At 53.8% G+C, this 14536-nt stretch carries 7 protein-coding genes and 1 pseudogene; 6 read left to right on the top strand and 2 right to left on the bottom strand.

The features are described from left to right. Window positions 1-493 precede the first annotated feature (493 nt). Window positions 494-1375 (bottom strand): LysR family transcriptional regulator, encoded by an 882-nt coding sequence (locus tag JN414_RS15045; protein WP_202208611.1) that lies wholly within the window; start codon window positions 1373-1375, stop codon window positions 494-496. 101 nt (window positions 1376-1476) lie between these two features. Between JN414_RS15045 and JN414_RS15040 the strand changes: the two genes are divergently transcribed. Together JN414_RS15040 and JN414_RS15035 are read left to right on the top strand one after the other, a co-directional pair. Continuing rightward, window positions 1477-3168 carry an alpha-keto acid decarboxylase family protein gene (locus JN414_RS15040; protein WP_202208610.1) on the top strand — a complete coding sequence of 564 codons (1692 nt, stop codon included), beginning with the start codon at window positions 1477-1479 and terminating at the stop codon, window positions 3166-3168. A gap of 169 nt (window positions 3169-3337) precedes the next feature. After that, entirely contained in the window at window positions 3338-5770 is a 2433-nt protein-coding gene (locus JN414_RS15035; protein ID WP_202208609.1) for a membrane-bound PQQ-dependent dehydrogenase, glucose/quinate/shikimate family, read from the top strand. Window positions 5771-5994: 224 nt separating this feature from the next. On the opposite strand, the gene JN414_RS15030 is transcribed toward JN414_RS15035, so the two are convergent. After that, on the bottom strand, window positions 5995-6891 hold the full coding sequence (locus tag JN414_RS15030; protein ID WP_202208607.1) for a LysR family transcriptional regulator: 897 nt from the start codon (window positions 6889-6891) through the stop codon (window positions 5995-5997). A 101-nt stretch (window positions 6892-6992) separates the two neighbouring features. Here JN414_RS15030 and JN414_RS15025 point away from each other — a divergent pair, with 101 nt between their 5' ends. From JN414_RS15025 to JN414_RS15010, 4 genes and pseudogenes are all read left to right on the top strand, one after another. Further along, window positions 6993-9398, top strand: coding sequence for a TonB-dependent receptor (locus JN414_RS15025; RefSeq protein WP_202208605.1), 2406 nt, complete (start codon window positions 6993-6995; stop codon window positions 9396-9398). Window positions 9399-9440: 42 nt separating this feature from the next. Continuing rightward, window positions 9441-11330, top strand: coding sequence for a CocE/NonD family hydrolase (locus JN414_RS15020; protein WP_202208604.1), 1890 nt, complete (start codon window positions 9441-9443; stop codon window positions 11328-11330). Between the two features lie 228 nt (window positions 11331-11558). Beyond that, window positions 11559-12210: pseudogene (locus JN414_RS15015) on the top strand (IS5 family transposase); the annotation flags it as partial. Between the two features lie 472 nt (window positions 12211-12682). Next, window positions 12683-14536: Hint domain-containing protein (locus tag JN414_RS15010; protein ID WP_202208603.1), on the top strand; the 1854-nt coding region annotated here is incomplete at its 3' end.

The raw sequence follows: 14536 nt of genomic DNA, 5'->3' as shown, positions 1-14536 counted from the left end.
TTAAATTGGTGCTATCCATACTTTTTAGATATATAAAATAAACTTGTTATGAAATATCTATATATTATAAGGACTTAGGAGCGTCGCATACTGTGGTTTCGGGTGTTATCAAAGAGGCGTGATTACTTTGAGTGTTCTAACTATTACGAAGATGAAAACCTTCGAAATCCTGTTTGATAACAGTCATTTCTTTTTGGTGAGGAAGAACAGGTTCTAATCTAACGGACTAAAGGATTCTGCCCGGACACCTTCTGCTGTCAATGATGGCTATGTTCCGCGCATTTCAGTCTCGAACGCGGGGGCGCGGACCCATTCAGCGTGTCGATAGGGTTGGTTACTGTCATCCTTGCCATCGTACGTATGAGGTAAATTTGCTCTCAGGAATGTCCTATCCTGAGAACAGGGGGGCCGTCACGGCAGGATCTTTTCTATTATCAAGAAGATCGACACGAGAGTCATGCGACTATCAATGCACCTCAATCATTGAGATACTTCAGGCGAGTTCACGCAAAAGGGCATGAAACCGTGCGCTGGGCCCTGAGAGTTCAGGTTGGCTTGAGGCCAGTGCTATAGAGGCGCGAGGCATGGGGCCATCAATGGGATGAAATGTCGCACCTTCAGCATGGATCTGGCTGAGATAAGCTGGAACGATGGAAACGCCCATTCCGGCGGCTACCATGGGAACTGTCGCAGCAATCTGCGGTGTGGATTGACCAAGACGAGGGGTAAAGCCTGCTTTCTGGCAAGCCGCGATGATAGCGTCATAAAAGCCTGGGCCAAGTTCGCGTTTGAAAATCAGGAACGGTTCGTCGGCCACAGCCGAAAGCGGGATACGGTGCTGCTGTGACAGTGGATGTCCTTTTGGAATGGCCAGAACGGTGGGCTCATCAAAGAGGGGGTGGAGAGTAATGCGCGGGTCCGGCGCTGGAGGGCGGACGATCGCGATGTCCAACCGGTGTTCATGCAGAGCCTCGCAGAGTGCAGGGGTGTTGCTCTCGTCTAGGGTGATGACGATGTCGGGCCAGCGTTCCCGGAAGAGGCGGATGGCCCGAGGAATAAGGGGCAGGAGGGCGACGGCGCCGGCCATGCCGAGACGTAGTCGCCCTTGTTCGCCTCGTGCCAGGCCTCCCGCCAGCAGATAAAATTCGCGTTCCATTGCAAGAATATGCTGTGCCTTCGCGAGGAGCTGTATGCCGCTATCGGTCAAGGTGGCACCGCGTCTGGAACGATGAAACAGGGAAAGGCCGAGTTCCGCTTCCAGTGCTTTGATCTGCTGACTGAGCGGCGGCTGCTCGATGTGCAGGGCTTCGGCTGCACGAGTAAAACTCCCGTGATCCGCAATGGCAACGAAGTAACGTAAGTGGCGTAGGTCCATGATCCATACGTATCATATATGGAAATGCATTCAACTATATATTGGACTTTATCCAGCAGTCTGCCGAGAGTCGTGACAGACACTCCTCAGAGGATTTCGTGATGAGCTTTACTGTTGGACATTATCTCGCTGAACGGCTGACGCAGATCGGTCTGAAAGACCATTTTGCCGTCGCGGGAGACTATAACCTCGTCCTGCTGGATCAGCTTCTCGAACATGGCGGCATGCGTCAGATCTACAGCTGTAATGAGCTGAATTGCAGTTTTTCCGCAGAAGGTTATGCGCGGGCTAAAGGGGCAGCAGCAGCTGTCGTGACGTTTAGCGTAGGCGCTATTTCTGCCATGAATGGCCTCGGTGGATCTTATGCCGAGAACTTGCCCGTTATCGTGATTTCTGGTGCGCCCAATACCAACGATTATGGCTCGGGGCGGGTGCTGCATCATACGATCGGCACGACGGATTATAACTACCAGCTCGAAATGGTACGGCACGTCACCTGCGCAGCCGAAAGCATCACGGATGCGGAGTCCGCTCCAGCCAAAATCGATCACGTGATCCGCACGGCTCTGCGTGAGAAGAAGCCAGCTTATCTGGAAATTTCCTGCAACGTGGCTGCGGCTCTTTGTGCCCGCCCTGGTCCGGTGGACTCCCTCCTGTCTTATCCGGCTCCGGACGAGGCCAGCCTGAAGGCCGCTCTTAAGGAGAGCGAAGAGTTTCTTGCGCACCGCGAAAAGGTTGTCATCCTTGTCGGCAGTAAACTGCGTGCGGCTGAAGCACTTGAGGAAACGGTGGCTCTGGCCGACAAACTCGGTTGCGCAGTTACGATCATGAGCGCGGCCAAAAGCTTCTTTCCGGAAACACATCCGGGTTTCCGTGGCGTGTATTGGGGCGAAGTTAGCAGCCCGGGTGCTGAAGAGGTCGTCAAAAGTGCAGATGGCGTCATCACACTGGCGCCTGTCTGGAACGATTACTCCTCCGTGGGCTGGAATGACCTGATCCGTGGTGAAAACGTTCTGGAGGTCAATCCGGACCGTGTGACGGTTAACGGCAAGACGTTCGAAGGCTTCCGTCTGAAGGAGTTCGTCAAGGCTCTGACGGCACAGGCTCCCCATAAGCCTGCATCTCTGACCGGAAGCTACGAGCCGGTTGTTCTGCCGACGGCCAATCCGTCCGCCCCGCTGACGAACGACGAAATGACGCGTCAGATCAATGCTTTGGTGGATGGCAACACGACGCTGTTTGCAGAGACTGGTGATTCCTGGTTCAACGCGACCCGGATGCACCTTCCTGAAGGTGCACGTGTTGAATCTGAAATGCAGTGGGGCCACATCGGCTGGTCCGTACCTTCCGTTTTCGGGAATGCGGCGGGTTCACCTGAGCGTCAGCACGTTCTGATGGTCGGTGATGGCTCGTTCCAGCTTACGGCTCAGGAAGTCGCACAGATGGTTCGGTACGAACTGCCGGTTATCATCTTCCTGGTTAATAATTATGGCTATGTCATTGAAATCAAGATTCATGATGGGCCGTACAACTACATCCAGAACTGGGATTATGCCGCGCTGGTTAACGTCTTCAACGGTGGTGTGCCGGGTGAAGCAAGCGGCAAGTCTGGCCTCGGCTTAAAAGCCACCACTGGTGAGGAGCTAGCTGAAGCCATTGAAAAGGCTAAAAAGAACACCCGTGGACCGACACTGATCGAATGCAAGCTCGACCGGACGGATTGCACGGATGCGCTCGTTGCGTGGGGCAAGCGCGTAGCCGCTGCCAATTCCCGCAAGCCACAGCGCAGCTGAAGGCACAGATCTGAAATGAAAAAGCCAGAGCCTTTGGGGGCTCTGGCTTTTTTTATGTCATCTGAGCCTATCGGGGTTTGTAGACATAAGGCACTAACATCAGGTTGTGCGATTTCAGAGAAGGTAATTTCCTGATGGACGGAAGGATATTTGTGCGGAGTATTGGGGCGTGAATAGTAATATTTCAGAAAAAGTCGGAGCTGACATACGTTCCGCATCTCGCATTCTGTTTGCGATAATTATTTTTTTTGTGGGTGTCGCCCTTTTAATAGGGGGAATACGTCTCACGCTGTTGGGAGGCTCCTTTTATTATTTTGTCGCGGGTTTTGCCTATGTCGCTATTGGCATTCTCATGTTTCTGCGACAGCGTCTGGCTCTGCCCTTAACGGCAGTGGTCTTTCTCGCAACACTTCTCTGGGCTTTAGTAGATACGCCGGAAATCGGTTACTGGGCTTTGCTACCGCGCCTGACGGTTCCAGCGGTTCTCTGTGTGCTCGGGTTGTGGGGAACAGTAACGCTTACAAATGTCAGCTCAGTCGCTCGTAAGGCCGGAGTTTTCGGTGGTGCAGGTCTTGTGCTTGCTCTTGTGGTCACGCTGCTTGAAGCCTTTACGCCACATGGCGCCATCCATAACGAAAGTGATGTCGCGAGCCGTACGAAAGATGTCGTCGCGAGTGAAAATGTGCCAGATGATTGGGCATATTTCGGCCGAAACGCGCATGGCACGCGTTACGTTCCGTACACGGCAATCACGCCTGAGAACGTAAGCCATCTGAAGGTTGCCTGGGTGTATCACACGGGGCGCCGCGTGACCGGAAGCGGTACGGGCGTTGATGAGAATACGCCGCAGCAGATCGGGAATGTTCTTTATTCCTGCACGCCGGAAAACAAGGTTGCCGCGATTGAGGGCGATACAGGTCATGCCCTATGGACTTTTGATCCGCATGCCCATTCCGCAGAGCATGTCAGTTGCCGTGGTGTCGGTTATTATGACACGGACAGGGATCTGACGCTGACAGCCGAAGAGAAGTCCGTCGATCCGGATGCGCCTTGCCGTCAGAGTGTTATTGTAAACACGGTTGATGCCCGCCTGATCGCACTGGATGCGCACACTGGCAAGCTGTGTCCAAAATTTGGTGACAATGGTATTGTCGATTTGAAGCCTCGTATGGGGCCGGTTGAAAACGGCAAACGGTATCACCCTACAGGTATCCCGGTCATCATGGGTCACACGACGGTTATTGGTGGCTGGGTGCGCGATATTGTGCATGGCGAGCCGTCAGGTGCCGTGCGAGCTTTCGATGTGCGTACGGGTGCTCAGACGTGGGCGTGGGATGTCGGTGATCCAGACAATGCCAACGCGACAGATCCATCCAAGACTTACACACTGGAAACGCCGAATGTCTGGACCATTCCGACATATGACCGCGACCTGAACCTTGTTTATCTGCCGACGGGTGGGGGACCACCGGATTACTGGGGTGGTGATCGCAGTGCGGTGAAAGAAAAGTTCGGCGCAGCGATCGTTGCAGTTGATGCGGCTACCGGGCAGACAAAATGGGTATTCCAAACGGTTCATCATGACGTCTGGGATTATGATATTCCCTCACAGCCGGTGCTCTACGATGTAAGTAATTCCCGGGGAGAGAAGGTTCCTGCTCTGATCCAGACGACCAAGACGGGTAATATCTTTGTCGTAGACCGTCGCACCGGGGTGCCGGTGACGGATGTGGTCGAGAAGAGCGTGCCGCAGCAAGGAGCGGCGGACGGCGAGCATCTGGCTAAGACGCAGCCATTCTCTGTCGGAATGCCCGGGATCGGCAATAAGCCGCTCAGTGAAAATTCGATGTGGGGCGTGAGTACGTTTGATCAGCTTTACTGCCGTATCATGTTCCGCAACTCTGTCTATGAAGGTCCGTTCACACCGCCTGGCGAGAAACCTTATATCGAGTATCCGAGCCTTCTTGGCGGGATGAACTGGGGTGGTATTGCCATCGACGAGGCACGGGGCCTGATGTTTGTGAACGATATGCGCGTGCCCTTGCGCATGATGCTCGTGAACGAAAAGAATGCTTCCCACTACACGATTTCAATGGACGAGGTGCCCGGCTTCATGGGGACGTTGCGGCCACAGGTTGCTGGTTCTTATCGTGGTGTACGGATTGATATCTTGCAGTCTCCGCTCGCTGTGCCGTGCAACACGCCACCGTTTGGAACAATGAATGCCATTGATCTGCATACGAAAAAGCTACTGTGGCAGGTTCCGCTGGGAACGGTGAAGGATACAGGGCCCATGGGTTTGAAGACTCATATGGCGGTGCCGATGGGCCTCCCGACCCTTGGAGGGCCGACGGTGACGGCGTCTGGGATAGTATTCTTTGCGGGCACGCAGGATTATTATCTTCGGGCGCTGAACTCGCTGACGGGTAAGGAGCTTTGGAAAGCTCGTCTGCCGGCGGGTGCGCCTGCGGCTCCTCTCGTGTTTCGTTCTCCGAAAAGCGGTAAAGAATATGTCGTGATTTCGGCGGGTGGCATGAGCCATTCGCCTGATGTAAGCGATGAGATTATCGCCTATGCGCTGCCAGATGGGGAAGGGAAGTAACTCATTTGGGACGTTGTCTTGGGAAAATATCTCCCAAGACAACTCATTAAAAATTCGTATTGATCAAGGGTTAGCCTGTTATTGCTAAATTCCTGAAGTTGAGAAATTTTTCCAAAAAACCATAGAAATTTTAGACATTGTGCGTATTTTTGTGATTGCTCAGTCGTACCCGGTATGACGAGAATGAAATGCTAACCATCTAGGTTAGCAGCACGTAACTGCTCTCAAACTACCTGACGGATCAGCCCTTCAAGCCAGCCAACACCTGCATCGTACTCCGACTTGCGCGGTAGCAGCATCCGCACCTCATGGGCTCCAAAAACCTCCGGCAGAGAGGAAATCCGTAACCCACTCGTCATTAGAAAAAATTCAGCGATGTAATCAGGAACAATCGCAATGGTGTCCGGCTGACAGAGGAAGGTCGGCAGATGCCCGAAGGACGGCACAATCGTCCTCACAGTGCGCCGGATGCCCATGCTCCGCAGCCGATGATCGAAAATACTGTGCCGTGACGCGGTCTCAACCAGCACATGACGACAGCGTTCCAGATCTTCAGGTGTCATCTGCTCGGGTAAAATACAGAAATCCGCATGCCAGACACAGACAAACCGGAATGATCCGAGAGGTGACGAGACACAGTCAGGTCGCGTGAGGGAACTGATAGTCAGAGCCATATCAATCTCCCGTCGTCCTAGGGCCCCGTCCAGAACCGGAGCTGAAACGGTGCGAAACGTCAGCGTGATATCCGGCGCCTCAGCCGACAGACGTGCAACAAGCCGTCCCCCCAGTGCATAATCCAGCCCCCCATCGCTTCCAATTATGAAGAAGCGGGACGAAGACGCCGGATCGAACTGCCCTCGCAGCCCCAGCGAGGAGCGCAGAGAAGACACGTTCATCTCAAGCGTTTCTGCAATTGCCACCGCATGCGCCGTTGGCTGCATTCCATACCGTGTGCGCACGAAAAGCTCGTCGCCGCAGGCTTCGCGCAAACGCCGTAACGCCGAACTGACAGCCGGTTGCGTCAAAGACAGCCGTTCTGCTGCACGGCTGACACTGCGCTCATGCCACAGGGCTAGAAACACATGAGCCAGATTAAGATCGATCCGCGATATATTATTCATCGGATTTATAGCTAACAGCAAAAATTAAAATTTGACCACAACGTTCTGACAAAGCAACGATCTGTTTCGCCTCTTCCCCTCCCGTTACACAGGAGCATCACGTGCGGAAAACCAACGGATTTCTGGCCGTTCTTCTTGCTTCTTCCGTCTCGCTACCCGACCCGGCGGATGCCCGTCCAATCCATAAGAAAGTGCCTTCGCACCGGCCCGCCGCTGCGAGCGCCGCAGTATCTTCTAAAGCCGCTGCGAAACCGAAGCCACAGCATCCCTTCAGCGCAGCCGGCACGGAAATGGTCGAAGTACATGCTGGCATGCGAACCGCCAACGGCGTCACTAACACTACCCCCGGCGGTGGCCTCATGGCTCGCCAGACCGCCGCACGGGCTCAAAGCACCATTACGCGCGACTTTATCGCCAAACAGTCCCCTACAAGCAACGCTATCGCCATGATCTCGGCTCTGCCGGGTGTCATCTCTGCTAGCACCGACCCGCTGGGTCAGTCGAGCACAGCGATGTCTATCCGTGGCCTGCAACAGGCTGAGATCGGCTTCCTGTATGAGGGAATTCCTCTCAACGATTCGATCAACTACACGCCTTATACTCAGGCTATGGTGGACACAGACAACATCCAGTCCGTGACTGTCGCACAGGGTGCGCCAGATATCGGCGCGCCCGTCTATAACGACGTGGGTGGTCTCGTCACCGTCGCCCTGCGCGGGCCGCAGGACAGGAGAGGAGGGAGTGTCGATTTCAGTTTCGGATCCAAATCACTCCAGCGCGAATATATTCGCCTCGATACAGGTGAAATCGGCCATAGCGGTGTCAAAGCCTTTGCCTCGTTCTCCTCCACGACCAACAACCAGTGGCGCGGCTCAGGTCAGTTCAGGAAATTCCATGTTGATTCAAAAATCATCAAGGAATGGGGCACCGGCAGTAGCGCAGGCCTCACTTTTTCTTATGACAATTGGCAGCAGGCGAGCTACCGCCCCCTGACCATGGCCCAGTGGAAACAATACGGAAACTCCTTCAATTATACGAAGGAATACTGGCCCGGGAACACCAACTGGGTCGGCCTGCGGCAGTATCAAAGACGTTCCACAGTGCTGATTGCTCCAGTGAAGCTGAAACTTAGTGAACACGTCAACCTCGACCTGACCCCCGCCTACATGAACTATTCCGAGTTCTATTATGGGGGCGTTACGATCAAAAACAGCGGATCATATTTTGGAAACCAGCGTATCGCTGACCTGAATATGCCGTACCAGACCAACGGCGTCACAACGGCTTCCAGCATCAATCCGGTGCCGCAGAAAACCGGCTTCCTGAACACCGCCGTGACTTGGAAAGCTGGGCATAACACCTTTCGCGCCGGTTATATCTATAATTATATTGCGCTCGAAGAGCCTATTTATTATGCGCCTGTTAATTACACCGGCGGCATCGCCAATAATTACAGTAAATATATGGTCACCATGCCGAATGGTCAGCAATACCGGACCCTCGACATGAACTTCAAACACCAGATGAACGAAATCTTCGTCGACGATACGCTGAAATTGCTTGACGACAAACTGACCCTTAACGCTGGCCTACGTTACCTGATGATAACTCGCTGGAATACGAACCTCATTCCAGGGGTCACAAAATACAAGGTCGGAGCCAGCTATGCCCAGCCTTTGCCACAGGTCTCTATCAGCTATCAGCTTACGCCGCATGATCAGATCTATGTCGATGGAACAACGGCCTATCGTGCCCCGGCCTCGGTCCAGGTGTATGGCGAGGTGTTCTCTACCAACAGCCCGAATCCCGCGTCGAAGCAGGCGTCCCTCAAGGGCGAATACTCTATCGGCGAGGAAATTGGTTACCGCCATTACGGCCTCGTCAATGTCGCGGTGTCGCTGTTCAACTACAACATTACCAACAACCAGATCACCTCATCGCAATACATCAACGGCATCCCGTTGCCATCACCGATCGAGGCTGGCGGCAAAACCTCTCGTGGCGCACAAGGTGAAATCGGTCTGCGCCCATGGCATCACTGGAGCCCCTATGTTTCCGCCCAGTATCTCCACGCCACGACAGACAACAATATCGCCTCAGGCCTCGACTACCTGCCGACAAAAGGGAAACGGGCCGTCCAAAGTCCGGAATTTTCTGCTGCTGCCGGGATATCCTACGACGATAGTCATATCTTCGGAAACTTCGTCTTCAACTACGTTAGTTCCCAGTATTCTACCCTTATGAATGACGAAAAAATTCCCGGTTACGAAACTGCCAATATTACCATGGGATATCGCATGAACACTATTGGCTTCGTGCAACATCCGCAATTCCAGCTCAACGTTGTTAATATCGGCGCTAAAAACTATTTGTCCGGATTCCAGAGTATTTCCAACAACGCGAAAGCCACGCGCGGCGTCTACGGCACAACCATTGCCGGATCATCCCCGCTCTATCTCAGTGCCGGTGGCCTCGCCGTCGTCGCCTCCCTTAGCGCCGGATTTTAGTAGGCCCTAACCCCATTAGACCGCTTAACGGAGATTTGCTCGATGTTTTCCATTCGTTCCGCCCTATTCGTTTCAACCTGCCTCGCTCTGTCTGCCGTGACCTCCTCAGCCCAAGCCACGCCCGGCTGGCCGAACGATGAAGGACGCGGCTCCTGCGCCGTAACAAAGAAGATCGATGTGCCCGCAAGGATGCGTGACGGAACCGTCCTCCGTGCTGATGTTTATACCCCGAAAACTGCTGAAAAAGTGCCAGTTCTGCTTATGCGGACGCAGTATGGAAAGAGCGCCGCTCAAATCCAGCCGGCCCGCTATCAGACCCCCGAATGGTTTGCCTCGCATTGCTATGTCGTCGTCGTGCAGGATATCCGTGGGCAGGGAAAATCCGATGGCACGTTTTACGAATATCGCTACGATCGGAATGACGGCTACGACACCGTGCAGTGGGCCTCCACACTCCCCGGTGCGGACGGCCAAGTCGCGATGTACGGATCTTCGTATGTTGGCGCCACCCAGTGGCTGGCCGCCACCGCGTCTCCCCCTGCTTTGAAAGCCATCGTCCCTTCCAATACGGGTGATGATTATTATGACGGCTGGACCTACGAGGATGGCGCCTTTCGTCTCGCTTTCATCGAACCTTGGATGCTCGACACCATCGCTTCGTCTGCCGCTACAAACCGTGGCGATAAAAAACTCTCGAAATCGCTCTATGCAGACGGCAAAAATGCCTCTGTCTGGATGCCATACACCCCTTACGGCAGCTTTCCGCCTCTCCACCCCGATAAACCGGAAGTCGCTCCGTATTTCTACGACGCAGTCGCTCATTCTACCCGCGACAGCTATTGGGAAGCTTTCCAGATCCGTACCCATTACGACCGCGTAAAAGTTCCCGTCCTTGCCTTCGATGGCTGGTATGATTCCTTCCTCAATGGCGCTGTCAACAATTTCAACGGAATGCGTACCGACGGTGGAACGCCGGAAGCCCGCGAAAACCAACGTCTCGTTATAGGTCCTTGGGAACATATCGGCTGGGGACGCCCCAACGGCACCATCAGCCCACGTTTAAAAGACATCGGCGCTGTCGCCAACAGTCCTGTCAACGAACTGACCGTACAGTTTCTCGATCACGTTCTGAAAGGTCAGGCCAACGGTTATTCTGACGGCCCGCGGGTCGATTACTTCACCATGGGTGAAAACCGCTGGCATACCGCGAAATCCTTTCCTATCGAAGGCACTCAATACGTCACCTGGTATCTTGGCAGCGTCGGACGTGCGAATTCTTCAATGGGTGATGGCTCTCTCTCCACAAGGCCGATAAAAAAAACCGCAGCCTCCGACCAGTTTACCTATGATCCGGCAAACCCCGTTCCCAGCGTCGGCGGGCACTCCTGCTGCTCCTGGACATCCGGCCCACAAGGCCAGTTTGACCAATCCGCCATCGAACAGCGGCCCGATATCCTCATCTATACAAGTCCCGTCCTCGAAAATCCCGTAAACGTAACCGGCCCGATCACTGTTAACCTCTTTGCCAGCACGGATGCGAAAGATACGGATTTTACCGCCAAACTCGTTGATGTTGCGCCGGACGGGCGCGCCATTAACCTCAATAATGGCATCATCCGAGCCAGTTACCGGGACTCCCTGAGCAATCCAACTGAAATCGTTCCTGGTCAGATCTATGAATATCACATCAAAGTTTGGCCAACTTCCAACCTCTTCAAAGCCGGTCACAAAATCCGTCTGGAAATTTCATCGAGCGACTATCCGCAATTCGCCCCCAATCCGAATACTGGCGAACCCTTGGGCACCGCCGCCACCAGAGTCATCGCCCACCAGACTATCTGGCACGATAGAGCCCACCCTTCATCCGTGATTCTGCCTATCCTCTCGGCTGCTATCGCAGGAGACGCCGCCGACCACGCCCCACAGAACTGACTTTTCCCGAACAGCAGGCTGTTCAAATCAGCCTGCTTAAAAGATAAAATTTTGAGGCTTTTTCATAAGAAGCCTCAAGAAAAATGAAGATTTCGAATATCTATTGATTGAAGCTCTTGATGCCTGATTTTGGGCATCAAGGACGATGATTTCGGTTTCTGTGTGACGGGTTTCACTTTTCGTTGCGAGCAGAAGGGGGCTCATTCGGAGGCTTTTGGTCGGTCAGGCGGCATCATTTTCGTGAACCGCAATGGTCTGCGCTGGCGGGATGCGCCCCGGGAATACGGCTCACACAAGACGCTCTACAACCGTTGGAAACGTTGGGGCGACATGGGCATTTTCATGCGGATGATGGATGGCCTGTCTGCCGGAAAGGCAGAGCCTCAGACCATCATGATTGATGCGACCTATCTCAAAGCACATCGCACGGCCTCGAGCCTGCGGCTAAAAAGGGGATCCAGGCCGCCTGATCGGTCGCACCAAAGGCGGTATGAATACCAAGCTCCATGCGGTCACCGATCAGAACGGACGACCGCTGAGCTTTTTCATGACGGCGGGACAGGTCAGTGATTACGCCGGTGCCTCTGCTCTGCTGGACAGTCTTCCTGCGGCACAATGGATGCTGGCGGACCGGGGTTATGATGCTGACTGGTTCAGGGATGCCCTGGAGGAAAAGGGGATCAGGTCCTGCATCCCGGGACGGAGATCCCGCGGAAAACCAGTCAAATACGACATGCGAAAATACAAAAGACGCAACCGCATCGAGATTATGTACGGAAGGCTCAAGGACTGGCGGCGTGGTGCAACACGCTATGACAGATGCCCCACCGTCTTCTTCTCCGCCATCTGCCTCGCCGCAACCGTCATCTTCTGGCTATGAGTCCTGAGCCTAAGATGATGAGCACCGGGCTCAATTCTGAGCCAGCCCCGGTACTTCGCCCACCTTTCAGAAAAGATCAAATTAAGATCTCTGTATTTTAATCCGAATCCAGTACCTATGAGAGTCTTAAAATAATCATCTGGCGAAAATTATTTTCATAACAAAAAGAATGATCAGCGGAGCTTTCAAAAAACCCTTAGATCTAAAAAATCATGATTATTTCTATATTTTTTATGTGCACTGTCTTTTTTGGGACGCGTTGGGACTGAATTTCATAAAATAAACGTTAATAAATCTCGCTATACTCAGGAGAAAAAAGCTTGAATTCATACTCGGAGAGTGTTTGTTTTTTCCTCTCCTTGTAGCTGTCCACACAAAAATGACGGGCAATTGCAGTGAAGAAGTTTAGGTGGCCAGAGCGTGCACGCTTTCACATTGCACTTCGTGGCTGACGATTGAGGATGGACACGCGATGGCGACTTACAACGTTTCTTCTGGGCAGGTGGTCTCGAATACCCTCGTTTACGGGGATGTAGAAACCGTTTCGAGCGGCGGTGTCACTCAGGACCAGCACAATGGCGGTCAGCGATATGTGCTTTCGGGCGGTATCGTCCGTAACGGCGTGGTCAGTAGTGGCGGTAAGGACTATATCTCCAGCGGTGGTTCCTCCTATCAAGGCGTCATTCAGGAAGGTGGCATCCGGTATGTTTCCGGAGGCGGAATAGTCAATAACCCCTATATCGCAAGTGGCGGCACTGTCAGCGCTGCGAGCGGTGCTACGGTTCTTGCAGTTAATGCGTTCAGCGGCGGCGTTCTGAGCGCCGCAAATGGCGCGATTATTAGCGGCGGGAATGTAGCCACTGGCGCGTCTGTTACGGCAAATTCAGGTACGCTCCTCGAAGGAACGATCAACGTTTCTTCCGGCTCTACCGTGACAAACGGTACACTTACCGGCTCTGGCGCGGCCCTAAGTGCTTATACTGGGTCCCTCATCAGCGGCGTCAGTGTCGGCAGTAGTGCTCGTCTATATCTGGGTGCCGGGGCTACAGGATCTGCTAACAAGGTCAACGGCGGTACGCTGGAAATCGCTAGTGGTGCAAGCCCTAGCAACAATGGATTTGGCAGCGGCACCGGTGGAACCATTATTATCGACAGTGGTGTAACCTGGAGCAATAACAATGTTGGCAGCCTGGGTGTTACCTCTGGTAACACGCTGATTATTCAGAGTGGGGCATCAATTTCCGGAACGCCTCTCTCTGCCGGCGGTACAACCATCATTTCTTCTGGTGCCACCCTTATTGGTACGCAGACCGTCATTTCTGGCGCCAATCTCTACATCAATACCGTGAATTCAGGCGCAACAGTTAATGTGCGCGACGGGGCTGTTGTCTCAGGTCTCGCAACGGTTGCCAGTGCGGGCGTTCTGAGCGCGACCAGCAGCTACTTTTATAGTGGCACTGTAACCAACTATGGTACGATTTACGGTGGAACCCTATCAGGTTCTGCGCAGTTGATCGCTTCGGGGTCCGGTGCGAACTCTGTAACGTCGGGCGTTTCTATTCAAAGCGGTGCACGACTCTACCTAGGCTCTGGGGCTACAGGATCTGCTAACAAGGTCAACGGCGGTACGCTGGAAATCGCGAGCGGCGCCAATCCCAGCAATAATGGATTTGGCAGCGGTACAGGCGGAACCATCATTATTGATAGCGGTGCCGTCTGGAGCAATAATAATGTTGCCAGCCTAGGCGTCACTTCGGGAAATACAGTGGTCATCCAAAGCGGTGCAACCGTTTCTGGCACCGTCATTTCAGCCGGTGGTACGACCGTTATTTCTTCCGGTGGCCTGATTGCAGGAACTCAAACTGTTTCCTCCGGCGGTACGCTCGTTTTGAATAGCACTGCAGGAACTGGTAGCATCCTGCTTTCTGGTGATGGTGCGAACCTGGTTATTAGTGGCACGACCATGCCGACGAATACCATTTCGGGCTGGTCGCCCACAGACACGATTGAACTGGCGTCCATCCCGCAGGCCAGCGTCACCAGTGTCAGCACAACGGCGAGTGGCATCACGTTCTACACCACCGGTGGCACGTATTCGCTGAATGTGCCAAACGCCAGCACGTATGGCTATACCCTGTCGTCTGACAGCAATGGCGGTCTGGTCTATACGACATGCTTTGCCGAAGGCACCGCGCTTACAACTCCTGACGGGGAAGCCACGGTCGAGACGCTCGTGCCGGGCACGCTGGTCATGACGCCGAAGGGGGCCATGCCTGTCAAATGGCTGGGTCATCGCTCCATCACCGTCTCCAGCCAGCCTGTGCCG

Source organism: Gluconobacter sp. Gdi (assembly GCF_014132155.1).
Classification (GTDB): domain Bacteria; phylum Pseudomonadota; class Alphaproteobacteria; order Acetobacterales; family Acetobacteraceae; genus Gluconobacter.
The sequence above is the reverse complement of the archived record's forward strand: the minus strand, read 5'-3'. Positions and strand labels throughout refer to the sequence as shown.

Bases quoted from the DNA above. Each gene is read 5' to 3' on its own strand.
- JN414_RS15030 (WP_202208607.1), bottom strand. From the start codon at position 6,891: ATGAATAATATATCGCGGATCGATCTTAATCTGGCTCATGTGTTTCTA.
- JN414_RS15045 (WP_202208611.1), bottom strand. From the start codon at position 1,375: ATGGACCTACGCCACTTACGTTACTTCGTTGCCATTGCGGATCACGGG.
- JN414_RS15020 (WP_202208604.1), top strand. From the start codon at position 9,441: ATGTTTTCCATTCGTTCCGCCCTATTCGTTTCAACCTGCCTCGCTCTG.
- JN414_RS15040 (WP_202208610.1), top strand. From the start codon at position 1,477: ATGAGCTTTACTGTTGGACATTATCTCGCTGAACGGCTGACGCAGATC.